Source organism: Jutongia sp. SJQ-6 (assembly GCF_054161275.1).
On sequence record NZ_CP195314.1, the window covers coordinates 2562003 to 2588912 of the forward strand.

27 protein-coding genes and 1 pseudogene are annotated in these 26910 nt (G+C 38.3%); 15 read left to right on the forward strand and 13 right to left on the reverse strand.

All coding sequences use genetic code 11. From position 1 onward, the window contains the following. Nucleotides 1-59 precede the first annotated feature (59 nt). A pseudogene (locus ACSAJE_RS11780) lies at nt 60-830 on the reverse strand (amino acid ABC transporter substrate-binding protein); the annotation flags it as partial. A 616-nt stretch (nt 831-1446) separates the two neighbouring features. Between ACSAJE_RS11780 and rplM the strand changes: the two are divergent. Together rplM and rpsI are read left to right on the forward strand one after the other, a co-directional pair. Continuing rightward, complete coding sequence (rplM, locus tag ACSAJE_RS11785; RefSeq protein ID WP_022024066.1) at nt 1447-1890, forward strand: 50S ribosomal protein L13; 444 nt, start codon at nt 1447-1449, stop codon at nt 1888-1890. Nucleotides 1891-1907: 17 nt separating this feature from the next. Further along, the gene (gene rpsI / locus ACSAJE_RS11790; RefSeq protein WP_022024067.1) at nt 1908-2300 is read left to right on the forward strand and encodes a 30S ribosomal protein S9; all 393 of its coding nucleotides are present in this window, start codon (nt 1908-1910) and stop codon (nt 2298-2300) included. A 194-nt stretch (nt 2301-2494) separates the two neighbouring features. Here the strand turns inward: rpsI and ACSAJE_RS11795 are convergent, their stop codons facing one another. Continuing rightward, nucleotides 2495-2989 (reverse strand): tyrosine-type recombinase/integrase, encoded by a 495-nt coding sequence (locus ACSAJE_RS11795; RefSeq protein ID WP_458010074.1) that lies wholly within the window; start codon nt 2987-2989, stop codon nt 2495-2497. Between ACSAJE_RS11795 and ACSAJE_RS11800 the strand changes: the two genes are divergently transcribed. The 8 genes from ACSAJE_RS11800 (at nt 2935) to rhuM (ending at nt 11181) form a co-directional block, all read left to right on the forward strand. Further along, entirely contained in the window at nt 2935-3147 is a 213-nt protein-coding gene (locus ACSAJE_RS11800) for a TnpV protein (protein ID WP_458009177.1), read from the forward strand. The genes ACSAJE_RS11795 and ACSAJE_RS11800 overlap by 55 nt on opposite strands. 100 nt (nt 3148-3247) lie before the next feature. Further along, entirely contained in the window at nt 3248-3712 is a 465-nt protein-coding gene (locus ACSAJE_RS11805) for an ASCH domain-containing protein (protein ID WP_458010075.1), read from the forward strand. A 13-nt stretch (nt 3713-3725) separates the two neighbouring features. Further along, a complete protein-coding gene (locus tag ACSAJE_RS11810) occupies nt 3726-4607 on the forward strand; it encodes a hypothetical protein (protein WP_458009178.1) in 882 nt (293 codons plus the stop codon). Nucleotides 4608-4618: 11 nt separating this feature from the next. Then, nucleotides 4619-5890 (forward strand): DNA cytosine methyltransferase, encoded by a 1272-nt coding sequence (locus ACSAJE_RS11815; protein ID WP_458009179.1) that lies wholly within the window; start codon nt 4619-4621, stop codon nt 5888-5890. A 67-nt stretch (nt 5891-5957) separates the two neighbouring features. Beyond that, a complete protein-coding gene (locus tag ACSAJE_RS11820) occupies nt 5958-9659 on the forward strand; it encodes a hypothetical protein (RefSeq protein ID WP_458009180.1) in 3702 nt (1233 codons plus the stop codon). 359 nt (nt 9660-10018) lie between these two features. After that, on the forward strand, nt 10019-10195 hold the full coding sequence (locus tag ACSAJE_RS11825; protein WP_458009181.1) for an AAA family ATPase: 177 nt from the start codon (nt 10019-10021) through the stop codon (nt 10193-10195). A gap of 19 nt (nt 10196-10214) precedes the next feature. After that, nucleotides 10215-10628, forward strand: a complete 414-nt coding sequence (locus ACSAJE_RS11830; protein ID WP_458009182.1) for a hypothetical protein — start codon at nt 10215-10217, stop codon at nt 10626-10628. Nucleotides 10629-10647: 19 nt separating this feature from the next. Beyond that, the gene (gene rhuM / locus ACSAJE_RS11835) at nt 10648-11181 is read left to right on the forward strand and encodes a RhuM family protein (protein ID WP_458009183.1); all 534 of its coding nucleotides are present in this window, start codon (nt 10648-10650) and stop codon (nt 11179-11181) included. Here the strand turns inward: rhuM and ACSAJE_RS11840 are convergent, their stop codons facing one another. From ACSAJE_RS11840 to ACSAJE_RS11860, 5 genes are all read right to left on the reverse strand, one after another. Continuing rightward, on the reverse strand, nt 11182-11571 hold the full coding sequence (locus ACSAJE_RS11840) for a hypothetical protein (RefSeq protein WP_243103997.1): 390 nt from the start codon (nt 11569-11571) through the stop codon (nt 11182-11184). 123 nt (nt 11572-11694) lie between these two features. Further along, nucleotides 11695-12717 carry a hypothetical protein gene (locus ACSAJE_RS11845; protein ID WP_458009184.1) on the reverse strand — a complete coding sequence of 341 codons (1023 nt, stop codon included), beginning with the start codon at nt 12715-12717 and terminating at the stop codon, nt 11695-11697. Further along, nucleotides 12714-13250, reverse strand: a complete 537-nt coding sequence (locus ACSAJE_RS11850; RefSeq protein ID WP_182434266.1) for an RNA polymerase sigma factor — start codon at nt 13248-13250, stop codon at nt 12714-12716. The genes ACSAJE_RS11845 and ACSAJE_RS11850 overlap by 4 nt, the downstream gene beginning before the upstream one ends. A gap of 460 nt (nt 13251-13710) precedes the next feature. Continuing rightward, nucleotides 13711-14568 (reverse strand): DUF6198 family protein, encoded by an 858-nt coding sequence (locus tag ACSAJE_RS11855; protein ID WP_243103989.1) that lies wholly within the window; start codon nt 14566-14568, stop codon nt 13711-13713. Between the two features lie 76 nt (nt 14569-14644). Continuing rightward, a complete protein-coding gene (locus ACSAJE_RS11860) occupies nt 14645-15064 on the reverse strand; it encodes a MarR family winged helix-turn-helix transcriptional regulator (RefSeq protein WP_458009185.1) in 420 nt (139 codons plus the stop codon). A 261-nt stretch (nt 15065-15325) separates the two neighbouring features. Here ACSAJE_RS11860 and ACSAJE_RS11865 point away from each other — a divergent pair, with 261 nt between their 5' ends. Next, nucleotides 15326-15562: a hypothetical protein gene (locus ACSAJE_RS11865; protein ID WP_022025350.1), complete on the forward strand. Its 237-nt coding sequence runs from the start codon at nt 15326-15328 to the stop codon at nt 15560-15562. 5 nt (nt 15563-15567) lie between these two features. Continuing rightward, nucleotides 15568-16389, forward strand: coding sequence for a TrmH family RNA methyltransferase (locus ACSAJE_RS11870; RefSeq protein WP_458009186.1), 822 nt, complete (start codon nt 15568-15570; stop codon nt 16387-16389). Nucleotides 16390-16470: 81 nt separating this feature from the next. Here the strand turns inward: ACSAJE_RS11870 and ACSAJE_RS11875 are convergent, their stop codons facing one another. Further along, nucleotides 16471-17091: a methylated-DNA--[protein]-cysteine S-methyltransferase gene (locus tag ACSAJE_RS11875; RefSeq protein ID WP_118507890.1), complete on the reverse strand. Its 621-nt coding sequence runs from the start codon at nt 17089-17091 to the stop codon at nt 16471-16473. Nucleotides 17092-17557: 466 nt separating this feature from the next. Between ACSAJE_RS11875 and ACSAJE_RS11880 the strand changes: the two genes are divergently transcribed. The 3 genes from ACSAJE_RS11880 to ACSAJE_RS11890 all read left to right on the forward strand — a co-directional run bounded on the left by ACSAJE_RS11880 (nt 17558) and on the right by ACSAJE_RS11890 (nt 22481). Continuing rightward, nucleotides 17558-18859, forward strand: coding sequence for a sensor domain-containing diguanylate cyclase (locus ACSAJE_RS11880; protein WP_458009187.1), 1302 nt, complete (start codon nt 17558-17560; stop codon nt 18857-18859). A gap of 149 nt (nt 18860-19008) precedes the next feature. Continuing rightward, complete coding sequence (metF, locus tag ACSAJE_RS11885) at nt 19009-19878, forward strand: methylenetetrahydrofolate reductase [NAD(P)H] (RefSeq protein WP_458009188.1); 870 nt, start codon at nt 19009-19011, stop codon at nt 19876-19878. Between the two features lie 47 nt (nt 19879-19925). Next, nucleotides 19926-22481 carry a YfhO family protein gene (locus ACSAJE_RS11890; RefSeq protein ID WP_458009189.1) on the forward strand — a complete coding sequence of 852 codons (2556 nt, stop codon included), beginning with the start codon at nt 19926-19928 and terminating at the stop codon, nt 22479-22481. A gap of 8 nt (nt 22482-22489) precedes the next feature. Here the strand turns inward: ACSAJE_RS11890 and ACSAJE_RS11895 are convergent, their stop codons facing one another. The 5 genes from ACSAJE_RS11895 to ACSAJE_RS11915 are packed head-to-tail and all read right to left on the reverse strand — an operon-like array spanning nt 22490 to nt 26875. Further along, nucleotides 22490-23242 (reverse strand): hypothetical protein, encoded by a 753-nt coding sequence (locus ACSAJE_RS11895; RefSeq protein ID WP_118690619.1) that lies wholly within the window; start codon nt 23240-23242, stop codon nt 22490-22492. 26 nt (nt 23243-23268) lie between these two features. After that, entirely contained in the window at nt 23269-23916 is a 648-nt protein-coding gene (locus tag ACSAJE_RS11900; protein WP_022025357.1) for an ABC transporter ATP-binding protein, read from the reverse strand. Between the two features lie 11 nt (nt 23917-23927). Continuing rightward, complete coding sequence (locus ACSAJE_RS11905) at nt 23928-24782, reverse strand: hypothetical protein (protein ID WP_022025358.1); 855 nt, start codon at nt 24780-24782, stop codon at nt 23928-23930. Between the two features lie 16 nt (nt 24783-24798). Then, entirely contained in the window at nt 24799-25656 is an 858-nt protein-coding gene (locus ACSAJE_RS11910; protein WP_022025359.1) for a membrane protein, read from the reverse strand. Between the two features lie 31 nt (nt 25657-25687). Further along, the gene (locus ACSAJE_RS11915) at nt 25688-26875 is read right to left on the reverse strand and encodes a hypothetical protein (RefSeq protein ID WP_458009190.1); all 1188 of its coding nucleotides are present in this window, start codon (nt 26873-26875) and stop codon (nt 25688-25690) included. Nucleotides 26876-26910: the final 35 nt, after the last annotated feature.

Sequence of the window (26910 nt, forward strand, 5' to 3'; positions counted from 1 at the left end):
TCGATGTATGTTTTGTCGTCAAAGCTGAGGCAGAGACTTTTGCTCAAGCCCCATTCTTTGGCTATATTTTCTAATGTGCCATCGTATAACATTTCTAATAATGTCGTCTGTACTTTATCGCGAAGTGTGGTGTTTCCTTTCTTAAAACCGATGGCATACTGTTCTGCAGAAAGCGAATCATCGAGAATGCGGAATTCATCGGATTTGGCAGACATTTGATAGACTGCAACACCATAGTCCATCGCAATGGCGTCAACCATGCCACTTTCCAAATTCATAAATGCAGAGTTGTAGTCGCCGACCTGCTGCAGCTCTTTGAGAGAATCTGCAATCTGGCGGTTAGCTTGTGTAGCATCGTCTCCCGTCAAAGCAGCAAGTGCAGAAGAATCGCTTTGTACGACCAAAACCTTTCCCTTGAGATCGGCAGGCTTTTTAATAGAAGAGTCCTTGCGGACAATGACTACCTGATAGTTGTTTAGATAAGGAGTTGACCAAGTGTAGCTTTTCTCTCGTCCATTCATCGTAAAACCATTCCAAATACAAGAGATTGCACCTGAAGTTAATTCAGAATCTTTGGAATCCCATGAAATAGGGCGCTTGATCAGTTTCCAATCATTTCGTTTGCAGACTTCCTCTGCCAAACTCAAATCAAAACCGATGTAGTCTCCGCTTTCGTCCAAGTAACCATATGGTGGGAACTCGGCATCAAATCCAACGATAAATTCTGTTTGTTCTTTTGCATAGGCCTTGTTTGTGCTGCAATAGAGAGAGCACACCAGCAACAAAAGAAAACAACCTGTTGCAATAGCAAGTTTTTTCATTTTGTTCATATATTCCTCTTTTCCGTGCACGTATTTAGTGCTGTTGAGATAATACTTTGGTTTGCCTGTTGGCAGCGCTTTCGTGCACACAAGCGCAGTACATTCCTATTTTACCACAAATTGCAATACGGTAGGAATTATTTTTGAGAAAAAGTTTGTCGGAGCTGTGAGGCAGTTTATGCGCTGTTCTGTTTGCGGATCAGTGGCGCTATTTTGAGAAAAAGTTTGTCGGAGCTGTGAGGCAGTTAATGTGCTGTTCTGTTTGCGGATCAGTGGCGTTATTTCGAGAAAAAGTTTATCGAAGCTGTGAGGCAGTTAATGTGTTGGTTGAAGAACGGTGATTGTTTCGCTTAAGTGAAAAGTTTATCTCCACTTTGAGAAAGATAATTGATGAAGTGGCATTTGCCCTTGCAGAAAGGGGGAATTCAATAGATAAGTGAATAAAATTGCTTGACTTTAAAGGTTACTCGTAATATAATAGGTCAGTGTGGCGTGTGTCAGGAACACCAAAGCCCCGGTGACCGACATAATAAGCGCTTCGACAGATAACAAAGCGGTTCGGACATTCCGCATTTGTTGCAGACGAAAAAGAGTATAGTTGAGAATTTAGTTAGGAGGTACTGGGATGAAAAGTTTTATGGCAAACCCATCCACGGTTGAGAGAAAATGGTATGTAGTTGACGCTACAGGACATACATTAGGACGCCTCGCATCAGAGGTTGCAAATGTATTAAGAGGTAAAAATAAGCCGATTTATACACCGCATATCGACACAGGTGATTACGTGATCATTGTTAATGCGGACAAGATTAAAGTAACAGGTAAGAAGTTAGAGCAGAAGATTTATTATCATCATTCAGATTATGTTGGTGGAATGAAAGAGACTACTCTGAAAGAGATGTTAGCTAAGAAGCCTGAGTATGTTATTACACATGCTGTAAAGGGAATGCTTCCAAAGGGAACATTAGGACGTCAGATGCTTAAGAAGCTTCATGTATATGCTGGTCCAGAGCATGAGCAGACAGCACAGAAGCCGGAAGTATTAGAAATCGTAGAGAGAGCTAACTAAGAGAGGAGGAAATCATCGTGGCAAACACAAAGTTTTATGGAACAGGAAGAAGAAAAAGCAGTATTGCTAGAGTATATTTAGTACCTGGAACAGGTAAGATCACTGTAAACAAAAGAGATATGGATGAGTACTTCGGTCTTGATACATTGAAGATCATCGCTCGTCAGCCACTTGAGGCAACAAACACTGCTGATAAGTATGATGTAAAAGTTACCGTTCGTGGTGGTGGATTTACAGGACAGGCAGGCGCTATCCGTCATGGTATCGCAAGAGCACTTTTGACAGTAGACGCTGACTTCCGTCCGGTACTTAAGAAAGCTGGTTACTTAACTCGTGACCCTCGTATGAAAGAGCGTAAGAAATACGGTCTTAAGAAAGCTCGTAGAGCTCCACAGTTTAGCAAGCGTTAATCAAGAGATAATTCTCGGAAACGCAGAAAACGAGAAAAACCCGATTTTTCAAGGGGTATAGAGGTTGTGAAGAGTTGTCAAATGTGCTGGATTTCGATGGATATGCAACACATATGCAACAGGTATGCAACACAGATAAAAAGATATATGGGACATTTTTCGGTAAGAAATTACTGGAAAATGTCCTCTTTTAATTATATTTTATTGATTGCATCTACTAGCTCCTTTACATCGAAATGAGTATATACTTTTTCAGTTAATGTCATTGCACCAGAGTGTCCGACAATCTTTTTGATGATCGTCTGGTCTGTGCCAGCCTTTGCTAACATCGAAATGCAAATATGTCTACAGCAATGAGGAGTTCGTTTGATACCTAACTGCTCCATCAAAGGATGAAAGTAGCTGTCGTAATAATTGCGATATTTGAAATGTTTTCCGTCCTCGGTGTGAAGCAAGTAATCGCAGCTTGAATCAGTTGTGTACCAGTTTTGATAAAAAGGAAGCACTTTATCTGCAATCGGTACTTTTCTTATACCATTTTCTGTTTTAATGCTGATCACATCAAAGTGCTGTTCGTCTAAATGAACATTTTCTTTCTTTAGATCTAATAATTCAGAAATGTGATGAGTATCGGATGATGCTGCAGGATGGAACCTGGAACAGGTACCTTCATGAAGTGGATGAAGAATGCCATCGGGAGGTCGAGCAGGCGGTGAGACGGATCATGGAAAAGGAAGGTGTGGATGAACGACTGAAAGCGGAAAATCCACTGGAATGGGTGAGGCGTGTGAACGGGATTAAGATGTGCGTAGAAGCGGAGGTGGAGAGGAGGTTGTGCTTGAAATAGTAAGAAAAATTTCTCTAGAGAAATATAGGTATTTGTGCTAAAATTAATTTGGTGGTTTGTACCTGAATTGTAAATTATGGGGACTTTTATTATGAGGACGATGCTGTTAAGCTTTAAGCCGGAATGGTTTAATAAAATTAAGGATGGAAGTAAAATTTTTGAATATCGGCGAACCTTTCCTGATGAGGAGATTATAGCATATATGTATGTAAGTACTCCGATGAAACAAATTGTAGGGAGGGTGCATTTGGGCAAAAAAATAGATATTCATACTTGGAAGGAACAATACCAAGGGGATCAACAGGTATGCGAACGAATAGATGATTATTTGCAGCGACATACATATGCAATGCCTATACTATCTTTTCAAATGACAAAAGCAATAGGATTAAAAACGTTGCGGAAGTTTGATCCTAAATTTGTATGTCCACAGATGTATTACTACCTGGATAAATATCCTGAACTGTTTGCATTTATACAGAATAATGCGACAGATATGGGGGAAAAAGTAGTTCATTCGTTTGAAAATATTTCAAGAAACGAAATTTGCAGAAAGCAATATTAGGGGAGGTAGTATCATGAGTGATTTTGGAGAAGTTGAAAGAAAGGTCTGCTCAATGATGGCAGAGGGAACAAGGTTTTCTTTCCGAGGAAAAGATTATCGAGTGATTATTTCTGGAAAACCGACATGTTCAAAAGGAGAGCCAAAGACAGACATATATATTTTAGCACAGTCGGATGACGATACGGTTGAAATAAAAATATCTTACAAAAAGGAAAATGCCGACTTTATTGAAAATAAGATGAGTGCAGAAAGAGCTGAGCAGTTGTTTGGTAAAGACTGGAAGCTGTTAATAGAAAATTCAACAACAGCAATTAAAGAACGCTTTTTTGAAAGAATACTTATTTATAAAAATAACTTCAAAAAGACGAAAAAGGGAGCTATAACCCTGGGGTGGAAATTTGAACTTTTAAATAAAAAAAGTGGAGATTTATCAGGAAAAATGATCCTGACTGAAGAACAGGTAATAGATGTCTACGCAGGGACAAATTTATCAGAGGATAAGAGAAATGCTTCGGTAAATGGCAAAATAATTGCAAACTGTGGCGTAGCAAATTATATTTTGATGGGTGAAAATATAAGTAGTGCACAGGATATAGTGGATAAAATGATTCCGATTACTGAATATGTTCGGATGCATCCAAAGATTTATTTTGCGTGTAAGGCACTAAATTATCGTACATTCGCAGAAAAGTGGGATGGAGACAGACCACTTTCAGTGCAGGTGAAATGGGATGCCGTGGATGAAAAGCTCGTTCCGGAATTGGTTTTTGATGAACCATTGATCATCAGAGGAAATGCAATGGCAGAGAGATTGTTGACCTATATGCACAAACTGCATATCAAAACAACAGATGACATTGATGAAAATAATGCAGGAACAGACAAAATATTATAGAGGTGAATAAAATGGCAGTTATATTAGGAGAACGTGGGCGCGGGAAATTTAAGCCAGCTCCGGATTATGATGTAGATGAAGTGAAAGCACTTTTGAATCAAAAAATAGAGGAAGAAAGAATGGCTTTTGCGGATTGTAGTGAACAGATTGAATTTGACCAGTTGAAATATGATACTAATAAATGGAATCTGTTATCGTTGTTTTCGGGATGCGGAGGGCTTGATCTCGGGTTCGAATTAGCAGGGCTGAAAGCTGTTATGGGAGAAACAGTTATGGAAAAAGCGTTTGCTGATAAAGAAGTTTTCGATGCAAACATAGAAAATAATGTATTTAATACCATTTACGTAAATGATATTTTTGATGAGGCAAGGGAAACTTATGCACAAAATGCTGGTAGATATGTTTATATGGATAAAAGTGATATTCGGAAAATCAAGGAGTTTCCTAAGGCGGATATCGTGCTGGGAGGCTTTCCGTGTCCGGGATTTTCAGAGGCAGGACCACGATTAGTGGACGATAAACGTAATTTTCTTTACTTGCATTTTATTCGTTGCTTGATGCAGAGTAAGCCTAAAATTTTTGTTGCAGAAAATGTAAAGGGCATGATGACACTTGGAAAAGGCGAGGTGTTTAAGCAGATTGTGCAGGACTTTTCCGCAGCAGGATATACAATATATCATAAACTGCTTAATTCAGCAGAATATGGTGTTCCACAGGTTAGAGAACGTGTTATTCTGGTGGGGGTTCGGAATGATTTGGATTATCAATATGTTCATCCAGAGCCAACGCATGGATATGGTGTTGAAAATCTGAAAGAGGTAGTCACATTACGGGATGCAATCGGCGATTTGGAGAATGATCCAGGGGATTATTTTACGGGTTCCTACTCAACGATCTTCATGTCTAGAAATCGTAAGAAAAATTGGTCACAGCCAAGTTTTACAATTCAAGCATCCGGCAGACAGGCTCCAATTCATCCCGGTGGAGAACCTATGGTGAAAATCGGTAAGGATCAGTATGCATTTAGTGATGGCGAGGAGAATAACCGTCGTTTATCAGTAAAGGAAATCGCAAGAATACAGACATTTCCTGACTGGTATGAATTTAGTCGAGGATCTAGCAACAGAAATGAGAATGCCAAATTGGATCTGGTGTATAAACAGATAGGCAATGCCGTACCGGTGAGATTAGCATTAGCGGTTGCTGAACCGATTGCAGAGTATGCAAAACGGGATTTAGCGAATCAAATGGTTGAAACAGAACAGGTAAGATTAATGGCATAATATCTTGTAGAATGAGAAGATATTAAAAACACTATTTTGCTGAACAAGATAGGGAAGGTGTATTTAATTGAGTAATGTGAATTTTATACAAAGTAAAATCATGCAGTTAGAAGGTGGTGCCTTTCAATCACTGTTTGATGAGTATCTATATAAAAAATATAAGTTTACAAATATTCAGACATTAGGGGTACAGACGGCGACTAATAAGCCTACAAAAGGAACGCCAGATGCTTATGTGTTAACAGAAGATGGAAAGTACATACTAATAAACTACGGAAGTGTAAGTTCCCAGCCAGCAGATAAGATAAGGGACGATATTTTATCATGCTTTAATACTGCGCAATTATCATTGGAGAAGGACAAAATCAAGAGGATTATCTGTGGTCATTGCTCTACAAATATACACATAGAACAGTTTAATAGCATTATGGAACTACTGGAAGGTGTTGAGATAGAACTTATTGGAATTGACACACTTTCGCATGATTTAGCTTTGATATATCCACATATAGCCCAAAATCAACTTGGCGTTAAGATTGATACTAACCAGTTTTTTGATATTGAGGATTTTGTCAAGGTTTATGATGCAAACGGTATCAATGCACCAATTAATTGCACTTTTTTACATCGGGAAGAAGAAATAGATGCTATATGTAAGAGCATACGAAATAATTCAGTTACGGTATTGACTGGATCATCTGGAATAGGAAAAACAAGATTAGCGATAGAAGCATGTCGTGCATGGGATGACAAAGAATATACGGTTTATTGTGTTCGAAGTAATGGTATTTTTTTGTATGGAGACATAAAGTATTATATTGATAATCCAGGGAAATATATGTTATTCTTTGATGATGCAAACATGGTGGTCAGCATGGATAATGTCTTACAAACGCTTTTGACGTTTCCAACTGAGTACGAGATTAAAATTTTGATTACCGTTCGCGATTATGCAAGGGAAAGAGTAATTACGACAGTATCGAAGTATACTATACCACAAATTATAGAGATAGGTAGGCTTACAGACGAAGAAATCAAGGATATTCTGAAAACAGATTTAGGAATTCTAAATCCTGATTATTTAAAAAAAATATCAGAGATAGCTAGTGGAAATGCAAGATTGGCTTTTTTAGCTGGAATCAAATCCGTTGATAAAGGATATCAGGCTATTCGAAACGCTGAAGACATATTTAGAAATTATTATGGTCATATCTTGAGCGAAGCTAATTTAACTAAAGATGACATCATAATGCTTTTTTTGATTACGGTTGCAGGACCTGTAAAAGGGGAAGAAAACCAGTTATATACCGATTTAAGAAGACAGTATGGTGCCGAGATTGAAGAGGAAGCTACAATAGAAAAACTTTATTCTCTTGAACTTATTGATTGGTTTCAAAACGAAATAACTAAGGTTTCGGATCAAAGCTTTGGAAATTACATTTTATACTATGTTTTGTATGAAAAAAAGTGGATAAGCATTGAAGAGATAATAGGTATTGCTTTTCCGCGATACAAGAATAAAGCTGTTTATGCATTAAAAACTTTAATAGATATTTTTAATTCCGAGGACGTTGCTCATTATGTAGAAGACTCCATTATTAGTGCGTGGAATAATGTTCCAGAAGGGCAAGATATGGATTATTTAGAGGCATTTCATCAGGTGGATCCAGATAAAGCTTTGTGTATCATAAAAAAGAAGATAGAACAAGAAAAATATGTGGATTTTGATATGCATAGATTTGATGTGGATTCTAAAAAGAATTACCGTAATATTTCGAGAAAAGAAATAGGAATTCTCGGAGGATTTAAGTATATGGAATCATTTAATGATTCCATAGAGCTTCTTGTGACATATTTTAAAAAGCGTCCAGATTTGATAATGGATTTTTATTTTGTGGTTTGTGACCATCTTCTTTATGATAAGTATTCGAGGAATAATAAATACAAAGAAGAAAATGTGCTAATGGATAAGCTATGGGAAGCAACTAATGAAGGAGAAAACTACAATTTTAGCGTATTTTATATTCATGTTGCAAAATATGCATTGAAGACAGAGTTTTCTTATACGGAGGAAGTAAGAAATCGTAGAGCTTTCAATTTTGTTAGAGCAACGATAGGTTTCAGCGAAGAAATAGCATTATTGCGTAATAAAATCTGGAGGAGATTGGGAGTTCTGCGCACAAAAGAGGAATACAAGGATATAGTCAATAATATTCTTTTTGAAGTTCGTGTGAATGGCTTAGAGAAGAAGGAGTTTATGGCTTATTTGCAATCAGATTTTGACACGATTTTTGCGGATGTGATAAAAAAAGATAACATTGATTTTTTTGATGCAAGGATAATTGATAGATACAGAGAAGTTGCCTGTCGGATAAATAGTCCAATCGATGAGAGGTATTTGATTTCTGAGAATAATTGTGATTTTAGAATGTACAAGATTCTTTCAAGAGAGCATTTACTTGGAAGGACAATTGAAGAAGATGAGAGGATTCAAAAGGCTAATATAGCTACGGAGTTTGCTTCATATAGCCTTAAAGACTATATGAAGCTGTTTAAAACATGCAATTTCTTACAAAATACAATTGGTGAAAGAAAACTTTGGTTTTTAAGCAGGGGACTTGATATAGTTTTTGAATTGTTGGAAACAAATCCGGATTTTTATGTAAATGTGATTGAAGAGTATTTCAGAAGTGATGCTCCATTTAACTTAAATGGTTATGGACAAGTTACTTTTTTGCTTTCTACCATTGGTTATGAAAAAACATATAATTTAATAAATGGAGCTGAGTATCGCAGGAAAGATACATGGTTGTCTCTGATTTGGGAGTGTATTAATGAGCATGATATCACGGAAACAGTTGTTAGTGATTACAGCAGTTTTTTGGATAGAAATTTGGATGGAGATAATCCGATAGTACCTTCGGCTACCCTGCTAGTAAGGTATGGAAAAAGAGATAACAGGTTAAGAAATAGCATTCTTAAACAAATCATGAAAAAAGAGACCTTGTCAGCTGATTTTTTGAGATATGCGTACCGAGATGATGATATAAAAGTTCTTATCGATCTTTTCAAAGATGATTTTGATACATTATCTCAAATTTATATGAACGCTCTTAAAAGAGGTTATCTTGTGGATTGTAGCGGAAAACTGTTTATTAAAATATTTGAGCAAAATCCGAATATATGGAAGGAATATGTGGATTGGGTAAAGAAACATTCACGTCGTGATGAATATGAGAAAAAAATATTTGAATTGATTTGGTCTACTGAGAAATGGCGAGAATGTATTAACTACGCATATTCAGTTATTTTAGATGATATGGGCTTTTTTATAGAGCATCCGGCTCAATTACTTTTTGGATGTGCAGAACAAGAAACGGATATTGTAAAAAACAGAAAAAAGCAATGGCTTTTTGATAGTTTACACGAGAATTGTAAGGATGCATCCAAAAGCAGTAAGTTAATTGAAGTGGTTGTTAATGTCATGCCTCATTGGAAAATAGATTTTATTCTTGAGTATTTAAAAGATAACCACAATGTTGAAGATTTCAAGAAAATTCACTTGTTTCCAATGTCAGCCTCGTGGTCAGGTAGCGAAGTTCCGTTGATAATAGATAAGATTCAATTCCTGCAAAGCCTTAAAGAAAAATTGAAAGGTTTTGTTTATATTGAGCATAGGGAATATATTGAGGAATGCCGAAGAAACCTTGAGGAGTACAAAAGAAGGGTTGAGTTAAGAGAGTATCTTGAAGAGGCTGATTATGCATAAGATGCTCATTAGATAATAATGTTTTTTCGATGTACTAGTGCAATTGATATGTTTTATGAAGCGTTGCAAAAAAATGTTAGGCATTAAAAAAAACGGAAGGATGTTTGTTCTGATTTAAGGACGAGGAACATTCTGATATGTGAAAACTTTGATATGTCGATTATTGTCGATTGAATTGTATTGTTATTCGGAAAAATATGTAGGAAAATAGATAATATAAATTGGAACGGTAGGAAACAATGATAAATTAAAGTTTGGTTTATGGGATTGTTAATTGAAATGCCGTTTTAAAGATAAGCGGATCATTGTAATAATATATTTGGAAAATGGTTTGCCATGTGGAGAAGGGAGAAAATCATATGAAAATACATTCGTTAAAACTTAAAAATTTCAGGGGATATAAAGATGAATTGTCTATTTCTTTTGGTGATTTAACAGCATTTGTGGGAAGAAATGATGTAGGAAAGTCGACAATATTAGAGGCATTAGATATTTTTTTTAATGATGGAAAAGGAAGTGCTAGTGATGCCCATTGAGCCAACATGGGAGCAGAAGTTGGCACAGTGGGATGGAGAAACATATCAAGGAAAAGAATTTTATGAGGGAACGGCAGTAATTATTACAGAAAAAGGGGAGCGAGTCAGATCAAAATCAGAGAAAATTCTAGCAGATTATTTTTATCGAAACAATATTATATATAAATATGAAAAACCATTATTTCTGAAAGGATATGGTACGGTATATCCGGATTTTACTTTTTTATCAAGGAAAACAGGGGAGGAAATTTATTGGGAACATGAAGGTATGATGGATAAATCAGATTATGCTAAGACAGCAGTAAAAAAGTTAGAGTCGTATCAAAAAAACGGTATCTATTTAGGGGAACGTCTAATAGCAACCTTTGAGACAGAACAGACATTGTTAAATTCCCAAATTATAGAACAACTAGTACAAAAATATTTGTTATAAAGTGGTATGAGATCTGTAATTGAAATATCTTTCTTACTTCTTTCTATTTGATAAGATTGATTTTGTAAAAAAAGGGCTCAGCCGCCATTTAGCAAAGATTTTTGAATCCGGTGAGCTGGATGAGGAAATGATTGTTGCAAAAATTGCAACAACCACTCAGCACGGAGCAATGCAGGATAAAACAGCTTTTGGAAAAGACTATTTCCGTGAATTGCTGGAAAGAGTTCGTTCCATCCGTGCCAGCGAACGTAGAATACAGCAACAGATAACTGATATATTTGCCGGGTGCAGCATTGATTATGATAGAGATTTCGATACCGCATATCATTTTTATGCCACCATACAGAATAAATTCCACTATGCCATTACCGGTAAAACAGCGGCTGAAATCGTCTATAATCAAGCTGACCACAACTCGGAAAATATGGGCTTGACCACATGGAAAAATGCTCCCGATGGTCGTATTCTCAAATCTGATACACCGATTGCAAAAAAACTATTTGGACGAAAAACAGATTCGTCAATTGGAACGTACTATTACAGGGTATTTTGATTACATAGAGGATTTGATTGAACGTGAAAACGTCTTTACAATGGAGGAATATACAGACGAGAGAGTATTGCTTGAAATGTAAAGTGCAAGCAATCTCCAAAACCCCATAGGTACGTTATCATCAAAGTATCCGTTCACAATGCCGGAAGCGAAGAGAGGGGCTTTCTGAGCACACCACACAATGCCGGAAGCGAAGAGAGGGGCTTTCTGAGCACACCACACAATGCCGGAAGCAAAGAGAGGGGCTTTCTGAGCACACCACACAATGCGGTTAAAACGGATTTCCCAATCCTCCTGTGTTGCAGGAGCAGGAATGGAGTGGATCTTGCGAAGAATACGTCCCGCTTCCAAGACATATACATACTGCTCGGTATCGGAATAGCCCGACATGATCTGTTCAGCATCTTCGCCGTCGATCCAACTTTGGATGGAATAGGATGCATCTTTAAGGCGGCTTATTTCATTAAATATATTGTTGCAAATGAAATTTTAATAGCTTGATCATCGAATGAATTAAAAATGAAAAGCGTTGATCCACTCATTCATCAGAGAATCCATTCTTTTTTTGCCCTTTGCAATTTGATTTTTATCCATGCCATTGATGTTCCAAACCATGTACAGATCATACAAAGCACCATCATGGAAAAGATAAGCACATTTGTTATAATAAGGGAACTTACCGTTTAGGTTGCTGCTATCGACAATCAGCCATTCATCACCCTGCTTTGATTTTAATCTGGTCTGCTTCGTTTTGGCAGTTACATCATCTGATATAGTTCCCATTTGCCCTGGGGTTGCATTTCCACCTTTGAAATATAGTTCTTTATTTTCTTGGAGACGAATGTGGTCAATTTCGTACGAGGTTTCGATGCGAAGAGAATCTAAAGTGTAGTCGTTTTCTCCTATAGTTGCTTCTAATGTGAGCGTGACTTTGTCATTGGGGCGATATTTCCAGTTGGCGGCTACCCATTTATTATATCCGGAAAAATCGATGGCATCTTCGGTAGATGAAAAAGTTTGTTCATAATAACCCGGCATTGCACCGGAATCCGGTATTTCCTCGGTCAAGTTATCTTGCTGATATTTTTCAACAAGAGCCTTTTTCATGCTGTCAAAACTGCCTTGAAGGGAATTTGGGTCTACTTCCTGTGCTTTCCAATTTATAGTGTATTCTGATTTTCCGTAATTAGAATGATGCTTACTCATCCACATTCCATATTTCCGTGTTGCATATGCGGTAGAACCCATAGCCAATAGAATGACAAGGATAACTGCAGCAACTTTGTAAAATTGATGCTTCGATTTCCTTTTAGAAGTACACTCTTCCCATGATTCTAATAAAAAACGGTCTTCTATGTTGGCAAGACATTCCAAATATATCTTATCACTCACAAGCTCTTTTTCCTTGCGAATTTGGTTATCTCTCGCAAGTTTCTTCTCTTTACAAAGTTGGTTATCTCTCGCAAGCTTCTTCTCTTTACAAAGTTGGTTATCACTCACAAGCTCCTTCTTCTCAAAATAGTTTTTATTCTTCATAGGCGATATCTCCCTTCCAAATAATGTTTAAGTCGGTTCCTGGTACGAAATAATTTGCTTTTGACTTTACTCGCTCCATAACCGGTTCGCTCAGACAATTCAGCAATAGACTCCCCAAACCAATAACGATGTACAAAGAGATAGCGGTCTTGTGCTTGTTCAACAGCCAGAAAATCATTAATCAATTCCGTCAGTAAACTTTCTTCGTCCACTTTATTTGGGATGATATTTTGGAGTTCATTAGATAATTCTATGACTTCCGCTTTGCGTTTTTGACGCTCTTTACTTCGAATCTTATTTAGTGCCTTATTCCGACAGATTCGTGCAGTGTATGCGAATAAATTATCTGGTTTCTTTGGTGGGATACTGTGCCATACTGCAAGTAGCACATCGTTTACACATTCTTCTGCGTCCTCTACAGAAACAAAGTTGCATGCCAATGTCATAAGCTTTGCAGAATATTGTTCCTGAAGCAGCTTTAATCCGTATTCATCCCGCTTCCATAGCATTGCTATGATCTGTTTTTCTTCCATAAAAATCTCCATTCCGCAGACGATTTTTGCGTCGAAGGAATTGCGAGCTAAATATTTATGCGAATTATATTCACATTTTTAGCATCTGCAATCAAGGCTGCTTTGTGACGCCTGCGGCACAATATAGCCAATATCAAATGTAATTTGCTTCCTCTACTTATAAAGACACTTTTTTTAGAGTTGTGGTTGCGCATTCGCAGAAATAAAGTGAAATACTTTGCAGTTGTGTATTCGCAGAAATAAAATCATTTTGCCTGTTGATACAGCCTTTCAAAATCATCGGGTGACATGTAATCGCAATGACTATGAATTCGTTTGTTATTCATTGGACAACATTATTCGTACGATCTGTTCGATGTGATCAATACCAATTGCTGTATCCAGAGTGAGATCGTAATTGCCGGCATGACCCCACATGCGATGTGTGTAATAGTGGTAGTTGGCAGCACGCAGTTTCTCTTCATGAGCTATTTTTTGCAATATATTGCGTAGAGTAGCCGGTAGTTCCGGCAGTAAGCTTTATAATATCTTTGTCATAAAAGGCAAAGCCAAGTCGTTTCGCAAGCTCCTGTCCCAAATCATGACCACCACTGCCGTATTCCCGTCCGATTGCAATGACCTGTACGGTATTTGGGATAGATGAAGCGTTTGCTTCGGCAGAAACAGAATCTGCGGCTGGTGTTGTTTTGAATAATATCGTCTCGAATGGTTTTAACCATCGCCCCATTGTACGGGCGATGAAACCGACCAGAAGAGCAGCGATGATCGTACCTTCACGAACACCCTGTAACTGTCCGCAAAATACAAAAGACAATATTACAGCGGTCAACGACATAGATACATCGAATGTAACTTTAGTGACACCGAATTCAGTATGCCATACTTCAACGACGGCGCGGACAAAAGATTCGCCGGGCAGCATTGCAACATTCGCCAATAATTCCGTATACACACCAAATCCAAGAATGGCACAGCCAATCAAAAGTGCAGCGATTTTGATAATATACAGTTGCGGATTGACAAAAGATAACATTTCCATTGTCAGGTCAATAAAATAGCCAAAAGCTATAGAGATTGGTATTTGCAGCAAATGCTCGACCTTAAACTTTCGGCGGAGTATAAGCAGCTGTAACACGACCAATAGGACACTGAAATAGATGGTAAATTGTCCTAATGTAAAAGGAAAAATTAGGCTCAATACATAGGGAATGGAAGAGATTGGAGAAGTGCCAAGTGCGGCTTTCGTAATTAGACTTACGCCCAATGAATTGATAAAAAGTCCTATTAAAAATATAATATAACGTTTTAGTTTATCCATGATAATCCTCCCTACATAGTCAAGTCTTTTTTCCCTTAAAACAAGGGATTTTGTTAATTGTTTCTCTTTTCATTTTTTATTTTGTTGACAGATTATTGTAAATCTGTTGCAAAGTTTCCATAAATTCTTTCTGCGCAGTGACAGAGATATCTTTCCAAATTTCCTGCTCAATTTGTGCAAATGCCTGTTCCACGCGCTGCCACATTTCTTTGCCATAAGGTGTCAGAAATACATAAAGACTGCGGCGGTTTCCGTGAAGCATTTTGCGTTCAATCAAGTTTTTATCTTCCATTCGATTCAGAATGGAAGTCATTGATCCGGGTTCAATGTGACAAGCTCGTGCGATATCTTTTTGGCTCATGCCGTCATGATGCCCCAGATATTCTAAAACTTTTGGCTGTCCAATCGTCAGATTGGTATCGCTAAGCTGCTCTAAAATCTTTTTTTGTACTAAAGATTGAACTGCCATCAGCTGATAATGAAATGATTGTTCCATATTAACTTCCATTTCTGAGCGTTCATTGCAATAAAATACAGTATCAGTTGTATTTTTCACAGTCGGCCCGCATTTTTTGTAAAAAGTTATAATTCAAACAGTTTCTATCATAATAATATCAAATCAAAAAGTCAAATTGTTTTTGTGATTCAATGCATTGACATAAAAGGATGGTACCGTTAAGATAATTTTAATGCGAAACGGGCTTTGTATAGTGTAAGTCCGTAAATGAAATACCTAAGAACGAAGGGAGAAATCGCAATGAAAAGTTTGTTGATAAAAGACACGACCAAGGAAGAAAGAATGGCTATTATCGAAGAATCTGTCGGAGACGATGCCGGTGGATGCGACGGCTGCTCTGCAGGAATTTTAAAAATGTACGAACCTTACATCGAAGGAAAAATGGAGCTTCGTGAATGCAATATGGCATTTCGCGCGCAATATATTTCAGGAAAAGATCATCCGGTGAAAACGGAGTGCGGATATATGGGGAGATAATTTGTATGGCAGTACAGAATAGAATCAAAATACAAAACATAACCTATCCGGAGCTGGATATTTATGTCAGAGAGCGGGAGGCACAGTTGAAATTTCGCCCGGCGCATCAGCCGGGAATCTTTATTGCGGAGAGTCCTATTGTGATAGAGAGGGCGCTTGATGCCGGGTACGAACCGATTTCTCTTCTTATGGAAGATGCGCACTTTGACAAACAAGGGCGCAAAATTATTGAACGATGTGGAGACATTCCAGTGTATACGGCGCCGTTTGAAGTGTTGACGCAGATCACCGGCTTTCAGCTCACGCGCGGTATGTTGTGTGCCATGTACCGCGGAGAATTGCCGTCTGTCGAGGAAGCCTGTCGACAGGCGAGACGGATCGCTGTGCTTGAAAATGTTGTGAATCCGACAAATGTTGGAGCAATCTTTCGCTCGGCGGCAGCATTGAATATGGATGCTGTACTACTTACATCGGCTTGCAGTGATCCACTGTATCGTCGTGCAATTCGAGTAAGTATGGGAACTGTGTTTCAGATTCCGTGGACATTTTTGCCAAATGATGAGCAATATGTAGAACTCTTGCGGCACTTGAGGTTCAAAACTGCAGCAATGGCATTATGTGATGATTCTGTTTCGATTGATCATCCAAGTTTGCGGCAGGAAGAAAAGCTTGCCATTATTTTAGGAACGGAAGGGGAAGGACTTGCGAAAAGTACGATCGAGCAATGCGACTATACAGTACGGATTCCGATGTCACATGGTGTGGATTCATTAAATGTAGCGGCTGCAAGTGCAGTTATGTTTTGGGAACTTAGCAGGGAATCATAATATACAAGATGTCAACAAGAATCACGAAGTGATTCTTGCAGAGCAAAGCGTGAGCTTTGCTCTTGTTTTGTCTACGGCTTGTCAGATTCCATATTTTACAAGGTCAACGCGTCCATCAACAACTTCAATGCCGTCGGCTTGCAGCATTTTTGTCTGCACATCTTTACCACCAAATGCAAATTCTCCGGCTAATTCCCCTTTTGAATTTACGACACGGTAACACGGAATATGTTCCGGATCCGGATTGTGGTGCAGCGCATTGCCGACTGCACGTGCCATGCGTGGATTGCCGGCAAGCTCCGCAACTTTTCCGTAGGTTGCGACCTTTCCTCGTGGGATTTGCTTGACAGCATCGTAGATTCGTTTGGTCGGACTGTCAGCTACCAGATCATAACTTTCGGTAATCATTTGTTTGAGCGTGTCATCTGGAACAGAACCATCTAAGATAACCGTATTCCAATGCTCTTTGTTTTGGTGGTAACCGGGCAGTACAGCATCGTAGGCATTGCGCCAAAAGTCGCGCCATTCCGGATCGACTTTGATATTGATCTGTATTTGCCTGTCCTTTTCATAAGTCCACAGAAACGCTTTTTTGCTGCCGTGAACTCGAACCAACTGCCAGTTGGTATCGCGAAATGGGGCATCCTGATACGTATAAGGAAAGGATAACCCATATGCTAAAACCTCTTCACGAGTCTTCATGACTCATACCTCCTTCAAAAAATATTCCTAACGCAAACTTCACACATCAATTTACATTTCCGTGTCCCGTAATACTTATTATGTGGCTTTAGTGAACAGCCACTGTGTGGGAAGTTTGCGTTGTACAGATCTTAGAGTTGTATATATGGATATATTATAAGGAAAATTGGGTAAAAAGACACTACTAAAATGGAAAATATTTGTTGGGAAATAGGATGTAATGCGAGAAAAAGCTCTGAAAGAAGTGTGGTTATATGATATAATAAACTCTGACGAGTTTATCTTAGGAGTTTCTTTGAAACTCCGATAGGTGCAAAAAAAGCGTGCACAGCAAATAGGATATAATAAACTCTGACGAGTTTATCTTAGGAGTTTCTTTGAAACTCCGATAGGTGCAAAAAAAGCATGCACAGCAAATAGGGGGATATGGATCCTTAAAGTTTAGCAAACAGAAATGAGGATGGCTATGGAGATACCAAAGAGAGAGTTTAGAGGAAATGGTTTGGGAGATAAAATGCTTGCGTTGGCGGTGCTGCCGATTTTGGTGCTGGGTATTGTGTTGATGGTGGTCAGCATGCAAACATTTTCTGACAAAATGGAAGGTCATGTTCGAAAAGAGATGACGCAGCAGACGAAACTGATCTTAAAAATATTAGACGAGAATTATCCAGGTGAGTTTTCGTTGAATAAAGATGTAAAAGGAAATTATCATATTTATAAAGGCGGAAAAGATATTACAAAAGACACGGAATTTATTGATAACATGAAAGAAATTATGGGTGTGGAAGTGACACTTTTTTGTCAGGATGTACGTTTGCAGACAACGCTTCGGGATACCAAAGGACGTTTATTTATCAATACAGCAGTTTCTTCGGTGATTACGAAAGATGTTTTGAAAAAGAAAAAAGCGCATTTTTATCGCAGTACGACAAATGTAGGCGATGAGCGGTATTTTGCTTACTATGAGCCGATTTTTTTGGAAGATGGCACCTGCTTTGGAATGGTAGGCGTATGCAGGAAAGCAACCGATATTGAAAAAAATATTCGGATGGCAGTTCGCCCGATTTTGCTATTGAGTATCGCCGCAATCTTTGTGATCGGTGCGATCAGCATTTCGTATACACGCATATTGACAAAACGAATACGCATATTGCAGCAGTTTATGAAAAAGTTGACCAAAGATGATTTTGAAGCAGAGATGCCGGCAGGTTTGCTTAAAGTAGAAGATGAAATCGGCGATCTGGCGCGCAGCGGCAAAAAGATGCAGGAGTCTATTCGCCGGCAGGTGGAATATGACGAAATGACACAATTATACAATCGTCGTTATGGCGACAAAAATTTACTTAAAATGAAAGCGCAAATGCAGATAAGCGGCATAAAGTATTGTGTGGCAATTGGAGACATCGACTTTTTCAAGAAAGTAAATGATAATTATGGGCATGAAGCTGGTGATGAAGTGCTTATTCACGTTGCCAGAGTCTTAAAGGAACAATTATTAGCAAATGGTTTTGTGTGCCGCTGGGGTGGAGAAGAGTTTTTGATCGTTATAGAAAGTCACACAATAGAGCAGGCTGAACACATATTGCAAAGCATATTGGATACGCTTCGTAATCAAACGATTACATATCAGGAGCAGCAGATTCGAGTGACAATGAGCATGGGTCTTGTTTCTGTAAAAGCAGAAGATGAAATTGACGATATTCTTCGTTGCGCAGATCAAAAACTATACGAAGCAAAAGAAAATGGACGCGATCAGATTCGGTGTTGAATCTTGGATGTCAAAAATGACCGTGATGATCATGAGAGGTTGAGCTGCCTAAAATGCCTGTGATGATCATGAGGGATTGAGCTGTCCAAAATGGTTATGCTGATCATGCATACCGCAAACAACATGGAGAGAAATAACAGGAGGAGCAAATGAAGATTACACAATTATTGCAGGAAGACAAAGTGACATTATCATTAGAGGTTTTTCCACCTAAAAAGGATACAGCAGTAGAACAAGTAAGCAGATCTGTAAGAGAAATTGCAGCACTTCAACCGGATTTTATGAGTGTTACTTATGGAGCCGGGGGTGGCACAAGTGCTTATACAATGCAGATTGCAAAAGATATTAAAGCGGAATACAATGTGCCATCTATGGCACACTTAACCTGCGTTTCCTCTACTAAAGAAACTGTAAAAAAACAGTTGGAGTGTATGCAGGAGGCCGGGATTGAAAATGTATTGGCACTTCGAGGAGACATTCCGGCAGACGCTGAATTCCCATTGCCTGATCAATTTCATTATGCAGTTGAATTAGTGCGTTATATCAAACAAATTGCACCGGAAATGTGTATTGGCGGCGCTTGTTATCCGGAAGGACATCCGGAGGCGGTTAGCAAAGCACAGGACATTCAACATATTAAAGAGAAGGTAGACGCAGGCTGTGAATTTTTGACAACACAGATGTTTTTTAATAACAGCATATTTTATAATTATATGTATCGTCTGCGCGAAGCGGGGGTATTGGTTCCGGTTATTGCAGGGATCATGCCGATTACGCGTAAAAATCAAGTGGAACGCAGTATTCAATTGTCTGGCAGTTGTGTTCCTGCGCGATTCAAATCCATCGTTGACTGGTTTGGAGATGATCCGGCCAAAATGAAGCAGGCTGGTATCGCCTATGCAACGGATCAGATCATAGATTTGATCGCTAACGGCATTTCACATATTCATGTTTATACCATGAACGACCCGGAAGTTGCGGCCGGTATTATGAATAATTTGTCGGCAATTTTGCATTGATGTGTTGAACGATAGGATAGAGCCGAAAAAAGGAGTGTAGGGTTATTATGCATAAAGCTAAAAAGAAAACAATATCCACATATCATAAAAAGAACCATACTAAAATGAGCAATAATGCTTCCAAATATTCTGCAGAGGACGAACAAACCTCTAAAGTTTCTGCACGCAGTAAATCCGTATTACTTTATAGTGCGGCATTTCTTCTTGCCGAACTGATGATGCTATTCATCCTAAAAGCAAATCATTTTTATCCGTTTGGTACGAAGTCAATGCTGATCATGGATATGCGCGATCAGAATGTGGAATTTTTGGCTTCTCTGCGTAGTATGATACATGGTGATAATTCTTTATTTTTCTCTTGGGCACGCTCTATGGGCGGCAATTACATGGGAGTATTCGCTTTTTATATTTCCAGTCCGCTCTCATTTTTGACGTTACTATTTCCAGTCAGCAAAATGCCGGTGGCTATTGAAATTATTACTGTCCTAAAAATAGGACTGTGTTCACTGACTTTTGTGATTTATGCGAATTATCTGCGCCGAAAATACAATGGCCAGCGATATTTTGCGCTGTTGCTCCCTGCGATCGGATATGCTTTTATGTCTTACACTATGGTATATTCTCTTAGTATTATGTGGCTCGATGGCGTTATTTTTCTCCCGCTAGTATTGCTGGGAGCAGAAAAAATATTGGATGGGAAACGTGGTATCTGTTTCATTATTTGCTATGCACTTTTGTGTATGAGTAATTATTATACGGGATATATGGTCGGTATTTTTACCGGTCTATATTTTCTGATCATGTGGATTCGTGATTACAACGCTCGCTCAAGTCGTCAACACGTTTCGGGTCATTCCACAATTAGTGAGGTTTACTCTAATAAAGAACATTGGAAACGCTTACTGCATTTTGTAATTGCTGCTTTGCTCGCAGTTGCTATGACAGCGCCTATTTTATTGCCGGCTCTCAAAGCACTCATGTCCGGAAAATTGGACTCTGGATTTACCGGTTATGAACCACAGCAATCTACGAATTTTGTATTCAAGAATCTTTTCACAAAATTGCTTCCCGGCAAATACGACAGCATTACCAATAGCGGGCTTCCTTCGATCTATCCGGGACTGTTGCTTTTGCTGCTCGCTGTGATATATTTTTTGCTGCGGCAGATAAAATTGCGGGAAAAAATTGGAATGGCAGCAATGCTGATATTATTTGCGATCAGTTTCTATTATATTCCTTTGGACAAAGTGTGGCATGGCTTCCAGTATCCAAACTGGTTTCCATATCGCTATGCTTTTTTGTGCAGCTTTACGCTGATTTATATGGCGTTGCGGAGTATTATGGTAATCACGCAGCTTGTTCATAAAAAATATGTATTATCGGCAGCGATTACCCTTTGCCTGCTTAGCACGATCATTGATATGACCGGTAACGGCCGCAAAATGTTCGACGGTCTGGACAAGGAGTTTGGTTATACCGAAATGGCAGAATATACGAAATTTATCAAAGAAACACAAACATTGGTGCAAAAGATTCAGAAACAAGATAAAGATTTGTACCGCATTAACCAGACCTATGAATTTTCTAAAAACGATGCGATGCTGCTCGGTTATAACGGTATGACACATTACTCCTCTGCGTTTAATGTTCATGTCAACAAATTGACAAAAACTTTAGGATTGGCACAATCTTATTTTTGGAATTCAGGCTATGGTTCCACGCCTCTGACTGACAGCTTGTTTGGATGTAAATACGTTCTTTCACGGCGTGATCTGTCTGCAGTATATGCAACTATAGACAGTAAGGATAACACGTTAAACGACATGGCCGCTTCTTATCAAAATAATATGGCACTTCCTTTTGCTTATGCGGTATCTGATCTGCGCAAAGCGGATAATATCGCACAACAGAGTGTATTTAGCAATGAAAATTCCTTCGTAACAGGAATTACCGGCAAACATAAAAATTATTTTTGGAATTGCAATGTTACATACTCACAGGAAGCTGCGAATACATGGACCTATCAGATAACTGCTGCTTCAAATAACCCTATGTATTTGTATATGGAGGGTAATTCGCCTTATGCCAATGTCTATGTGAACGGGACTTACATTGGAGATTATTTTTCCAATGAAACCAACTGTATTTTGTATCTGGGCAATTTCAAACAAAACGAAACGGTAACGGTTCAGGTGGTAACAACAGATGATGGCAATACGTATGGACCGTCTTATGCCGAAATTGTCCAATTAGATATGGCAACTGTTAGAGAAACGATGCAATCGTTAGCTGGGAATGCGCTTCAGGTCAAGTCTCACAGCCACGGCAAAATTACCGGTTCCATCACTTTGGCTGACGATCAGCAGGCAGTTATGACCTCCATTCCTTATGATAAGGGATGGACTATTCTCGTCGATGGTAAAAAAGTCAACTATACAACATATGCCGATACGTTTATGCAATTTAAATGCAGTCCGGGGAAACACACCGTTGAATTTCGATATGTTTCCCCAGGCTTTAAGCTCGGTATTCTGATTGCTGTCATTGGTCTTTTTGCTGCGATATTGTATTTATGTTACCCGAAGATTTTGAGCAGACGATGAGTTGGCTGCTATTCGTGGAGTTCTTTCTTAATGTCTGAAATGGTCACTTTTTCGGAGCTGTTGCTGCCACTCATTTGCTCATGTTTATACGAATTATCGTTAATTTTGTTTAACTGGGCATATTTGCCACACACTCGACCATAATTGCCATTCAGGATTCCATCTTTCTTAAATTTGGTTAAGTAGTATATTGCTTCTGTACCTACTACAGGTTCGCCTTCGCCATTAATGGTTTCCTGCAAAATAGTGTCGTTTATTTTCTCTTTGGACCATTCTTTGTATCGGAATGCATCCTTATAATATGCAATGTGATCTGTCAAAGGGACATAACCGCCAGACTGATATAAAGTAATGGAATCGCCTTTTTTCAAGGTCCCAGACAGACTGTTTTGAATGTCCAGCTCAATTTTTGTCCAAGCATCCCCATCAATAACAACATACTGAAAAGTGCGTATTTTTGCTTCAACGATTTCTTGGGCTTCTTTGCTCATGTCCTGCAGATCGGAGGATATCGCATAGTCGTTTTCGGAAACAATTTTCTCAGTATTATGATATTTTTGGACATCAACGGTTACGTCATTACTTTCAGTATGTTTGCCATTTTCTGCGGTGGCAACTTTTGCATCTTTGGGAGCTTCAGTTGCTTGTTTTGACTGCTCTGCTTTTTTACTGTCACCTTGGGATGCGTTCTTGTTTTCACATGCTAATAGCATACACATACTGATTAATAAAACGCCTGTTGCAAAATAAATTTTTTTCATTTTGACCACCTTCCTATGATTCTAGATTATATAAATTTGCCGTGATCCATTTCTACAACGGTATCACATAAATACTCAATATCTTCTGTGTTGTGTGAGGTGAGTAGAATGGTTTTTCCTTTCTTTTTCAGAGATAGAAAATATTCTCTCATTTCTTCTACGCCATGTTTATCCAGACCGTTAAATGGTTCATCCAATATAATTAAAGAGGGATCTTCCATAATTGCCTGTGCAATACCTAAACGCTGACGCATGCCGAGTGAATATGTTGCGACACGTTTTTTCATTGTTGGATCAAGTCCTACCTGATACATGGCGTTTTCAATGTCTTTTCGTGAAATACGATTGTTGATAGCAGCCAGTACTTTGAGATTACGATAGCCGGAATAATAAGGAATAAATCCCGGGGTTTCAATGATGATTCCCGTATCCGGAGTAAAATCAATATCTTTACCAATCTCCTTGTCTCTGACATAAATATGCCCTTCATTGGGACGGATGAATCCGCAGATACATTTCATCAGTAATGTTTTACCACTGCCGTTTCGTCCGACAATGCCATGAATCTTCCCCTGCTCGCATTGGTAGGAAACGTGATCTAGCAAAATATCTTTTTTGAAACGCAGTACGATGTCATTTACTTGGATGAACGAGTTAGTTGTTTTATTTGTCATGGTAGTCCTCCTTATTCGACTTGAATGATATTGGTGTAGTTGATTTTACGTGCTTGGATCAGAACAAGAACAAGCAGGATCCCGATTATTCCGAAGAAATACAAAAAGGATGTTGTCAGTGTACAATCCATGTGTCGGTAATAGGTGGAATAATGTGTTCGCACGATCCCATGAGCAGCGGGCAACAGCCATTTAGCATTAACATGTCCCAGCTGTACCAATCCTGATCCGGCAATTACAATGAGACCGGGAATTACAATTCCGAAAGTGCCTTGCCCGTGTATTTTTATGACTAGCATAATCATACCTATCAAATATAGATATAATATTAAAAAAACACTGGAAAGAATCGCAGCACGGAAGGGAAGCATTTGATAGTAAAGGTTGGCAGGAATAAATTTTGAAATATCCGAGTCAGCAAGTTCAGGAAAAACTCGAGTCATGTCGGTGACAACATCACTCCATCCATTAAACCAAAATCCGCGCTGTAGTATTGGAAGTGTAATGCCAACAAATAATAGAAATACAAAAGTAACGTCTGCAGCAAGTAAAAATAGCAACTGAGATAACACCCATTTTATCCTTCCTGCACGATAAATTTTGAAAATCATATTATTATCGATTCTAGGAAAATCTGCTATTAGAACCAAAAAAACAATCGGTATAAATCCAAGAAATGTGGCAGAATTACAGATGCCAATAAAAGGTTCTAATAAATTGATTGGTGCACCCATGTTATTTGCACATTTGACGAGATCCGATGTGATCATGGTATACACTATGATAAAGACACAGGGAAGCAAAATAATTCTGGAATTAAATAGCCAGCATAAATATTCGCTACGCATCATTTTAAATGTTTTCATGGTCAAACTCCTTTCGCTAATCGGTTAGATCTAATTTAAGGTGATTGTGCAATGCTACGAATCCTACGGAGACCGTCAATAGCACGATCATTTCTATTGTAAGCTGTACAAACGATAATACATCGCTGAATATATAACAAAATCCAAAACTGTATAAATTCCCTTGAATTTGTACGAAATGTGGAATGGGACAATTGTCCGCAAAGCGGTACAAATAAGAAACAAGCAGATTACACATAAAAACTGCGATAAATGGTATACATACGATAAAATAAAGGTTACAGCACAAAAAGCTAATCAACATAGCAGGTATAGCAGAAACTGCACCATATACAAAGATACCGGCGTAATATTGCATGTAAAATAGTTGTTCAACAGATTTGCCGACAGTAATTGTGCCGGAGATATAATAATCCATCGCGATAAAGGACAATTCGAAAAGTATTACTCCAAACAGCAAAACAAGTCCGCCAGTCACCATGCCGAATAGCCATTTTTTGCCGTAATATTGTCTTGAGGAGGTGGAGCGGAACATATAGAATCGTTGATAACGTCCGGATTTTTCAGCCTGTTGAAAAACAATAAATGGCAGAGCCGATAGTACAGGTACAAACATTGCTAAATACCCTTGCACTGCTCTAGGAAGGATAACCGAGATTTGATACTGCATAGGCTCAATGGCAAAAGAGGGGTTAGCCTTTAGACGTAATAATTCTAAGGTTGACATTTCAGAAACACCATCGCCATAATAGACTGGGGTCATATAGCATAGAATGGTGACAACAAATATGCTAATGAAGAACCATTTACTGGCAAGAAAAATGCTGATTTCCGCAAATGATTTTTTGGTTGTACAGGAATTTGTGCGTTTCATAATAACACTGCCTTTCTTATATTGCTATTTATCAATCATCCCAATTATCAGACTCATGATATTCAACTTTTCCGGTGATCATATCAATATTAATAAATTTTCGAGACCATTGAACATTTTTGGTTTGATGTTCTTTGTTATCCATGATGAAAGACCACACAGGACGGGCTTCATATGAGCATATTATTTTTTCTTTACCAGTATCGGTGTAAGTTGTTTGCGCGGTTTCACAAATTAAATATTTGATGTCAATGTCTATAATTTCACTTTTATGTGCCCCAGACATTTGCGTTTCTGCAAGGTTTAATGCTCGCTTCAAACTTATTAATTTATCATTATGTGTTTTTTCGCTTTTGATTTTAAAGCAAAAATTATTATTGCGCATACCCTCGATTTTGGGTTGGTCAAGGGTGGTAATGTTTAAAATATTTGAAAAGTAGGATATAGTATCTGTGGTGTTTTCCTGGTCGGTAGAGTAGCTAATGTCATCGAATGGAATTCCTTTGTAATATTTGCATATATCGTAAGCTAGATATTCTATGCCGTCAGACTTACATTTATAAATTGTTTTAACGCGAAAGTCGTCATACATAGTTTCAATTACATCTGCTTTTTTATCGCACCAGTTGTTTACATATTGGCATTGCGTATCTAGCAATACTTTTTTTTCATTAAGTGTGCAGTAACCTAATGGTTGACCAAAATCTGCATGATAGATAGCTCTAATCCCATAGGCACCAAAAAGCTTTGGATTTGGTAAAATTACATAGAAACCAGAAGCGTCAATTTGGATTTCTGGATCTTTTTTTGAATTATAATTAATGCCATAAATATCGTAATCAAAGTGGCATTGCTTTTTGAAATTTTTTATTAGATGATCGTATTTATTTGTGCCTAGAATGGTTCTTGACATTTTTTTTACATTTTCCGGTGTTGCTAGATTTTTTTGGATCTCAAGCTGTAATACAGAGACAGATTGAGGTTGTTCAATATGAATGGTATCTGCTAAGATCATATTTTGATACGATGCTTTTAACAGAGAATCCATATTGTCTAACAGATGGTCAACAGAGACAAATTCTTCCTTGTCGACGGTTACATCTTTCGAGTTGGTGTAATCTTTCGCTTTGTTTTTGACGGAAGAAGGGGTGGCTTGACAGCCGGTTAATAGTAAAGCTGCAAGAAGACAGCTAATGGTTTTTGCATATTTTTTGCGCATAATAGTTCACTTCCTTGGCTTGATCGTACTTGAGT

What these genes read in the sequence shown, in the direction of transcription:
- ACSAJE_RS11845 (WP_458009184.1), bottom strand. Translation starts at nt 12,717, where the DNA reads ATGAAGAATAAAAACTATTTTGAGAAGAAGGAGCTTGTGAGTGATAAC.
- rplM (WP_022024066.1), top strand. Translation starts at nt 1,447, where the DNA reads ATGAAAAGTTTTATGGCAAACCCATCCACGGTTGAGAGAAAATGGTAT.
- ACSAJE_RS11865 (WP_022025350.1), top strand. Translation starts at nt 15,326, where the DNA reads ATGAAAAGTTTGTTGATAAAAGACACGACCAAGGAAGAAAGAATGGCT.
- ACSAJE_RS11850 (WP_182434266.1), bottom strand. Translation starts at nt 13,250, where the DNA reads ATGGAAGAAAAACAGATCATAGCAATGCTATGGAAGCGGGATGAATAC.
- ACSAJE_RS11840 (WP_243103997.1), bottom strand. Translation starts at nt 11,571, where the DNA reads ATGTCGGGCTATTCCGATACCGAGCAGTATGTATATGTCTTGGAAGCG.
- ACSAJE_RS11890 (WP_458009189.1), top strand. Translation starts at nt 19,926, where the DNA reads ATGCATAAAGCTAAAAAGAAAACAATATCCACATATCATAAAAAGAAC.
- ACSAJE_RS11900 (WP_022025357.1), bottom strand. Translation starts at nt 23,916, where the DNA reads ATGACAAATAAAACAACTAACTCGTTCATCCAAGTAAATGACATCGTA.
- ACSAJE_RS11905 (WP_022025358.1), bottom strand. Translation starts at nt 24,782, where the DNA reads ATGAAAACATTTAAAATGATGCGTAGCGAATATTTATGCTGGCTATTT.
- ACSAJE_RS11860 (WP_458009185.1), bottom strand. Translation starts at nt 15,064, where the DNA reads ATGGAACAATCATTTCATTATCAGCTGATGGCAGTTCAATCTTTAGTA.
- ACSAJE_RS11825 (WP_458009181.1), top strand. Translation starts at nt 10,019, where the DNA reads ATGAAAATACATTCGTTAAAACTTAAAAATTTCAGGGGATATAAAGAT.
- ACSAJE_RS11880 (WP_458009187.1), top strand. Translation starts at nt 17,558, where the DNA reads ATGGAGATACCAAAGAGAGAGTTTAGAGGAAATGGTTTGGGAGATAAA.
- ACSAJE_RS11815 (WP_458009179.1), top strand. Translation starts at nt 4,619, where the DNA reads ATGGCAGTTATATTAGGAGAACGTGGGCGCGGGAAATTTAAGCCAGCT.
- ACSAJE_RS11915 (WP_458009190.1), bottom strand. Translation starts at nt 26,875, where the DNA reads ATGCGCAAAAAATATGCAAAAACCATTAGCTGTCTTCTTGCAGCTTTA.
- ACSAJE_RS11800 (WP_458009177.1), top strand. Translation starts at nt 2,935, where the DNA reads ATGATGCTGCAGGATGGAACCTGGAACAGGTACCTTCATGAAGTGGAT.
- ACSAJE_RS11810 (WP_458009178.1), top strand. Translation starts at nt 3,726, where the DNA reads ATGAGTGATTTTGGAGAAGTTGAAAGAAAGGTCTGCTCAATGATGGCA.
- ACSAJE_RS11805 (WP_458010075.1), top strand. Translation starts at nt 3,248, where the DNA reads ATGCTGTTAAGCTTTAAGCCGGAATGGTTTAATAAAATTAAGGATGGA.
- metF (WP_458009188.1), top strand. Translation starts at nt 19,009, where the DNA reads ATGAAGATTACACAATTATTGCAGGAAGACAAAGTGACATTATCATTA.
- ACSAJE_RS11855 (WP_243103989.1), bottom strand. Translation starts at nt 14,568, where the DNA reads ATGGATAAACTAAAACGTTATATTATATTTTTAATAGGACTTTTTATC.
- ACSAJE_RS11895 (WP_118690619.1), bottom strand. Translation starts at nt 23,242, where the DNA reads ATGAAAAAAATTTATTTTGCAACAGGCGTTTTATTAATCAGTATGTGT.
- ACSAJE_RS11870 (WP_458009186.1), top strand. Translation starts at nt 15,568, where the DNA reads ATGGCAGTACAGAATAGAATCAAAATACAAAACATAACCTATCCGGAG.
- ACSAJE_RS11875 (WP_118507890.1), bottom strand. Translation starts at nt 17,091, where the DNA reads ATGAAGACTCGTGAAGAGGTTTTAGCATATGGGTTATCCTTTCCTTAT.
- ACSAJE_RS11910 (WP_022025359.1), bottom strand. Translation starts at nt 25,656, where the DNA reads ATGAAACGCACAAATTCCTGTACAACCAAAAAATCATTTGCGGAAATC.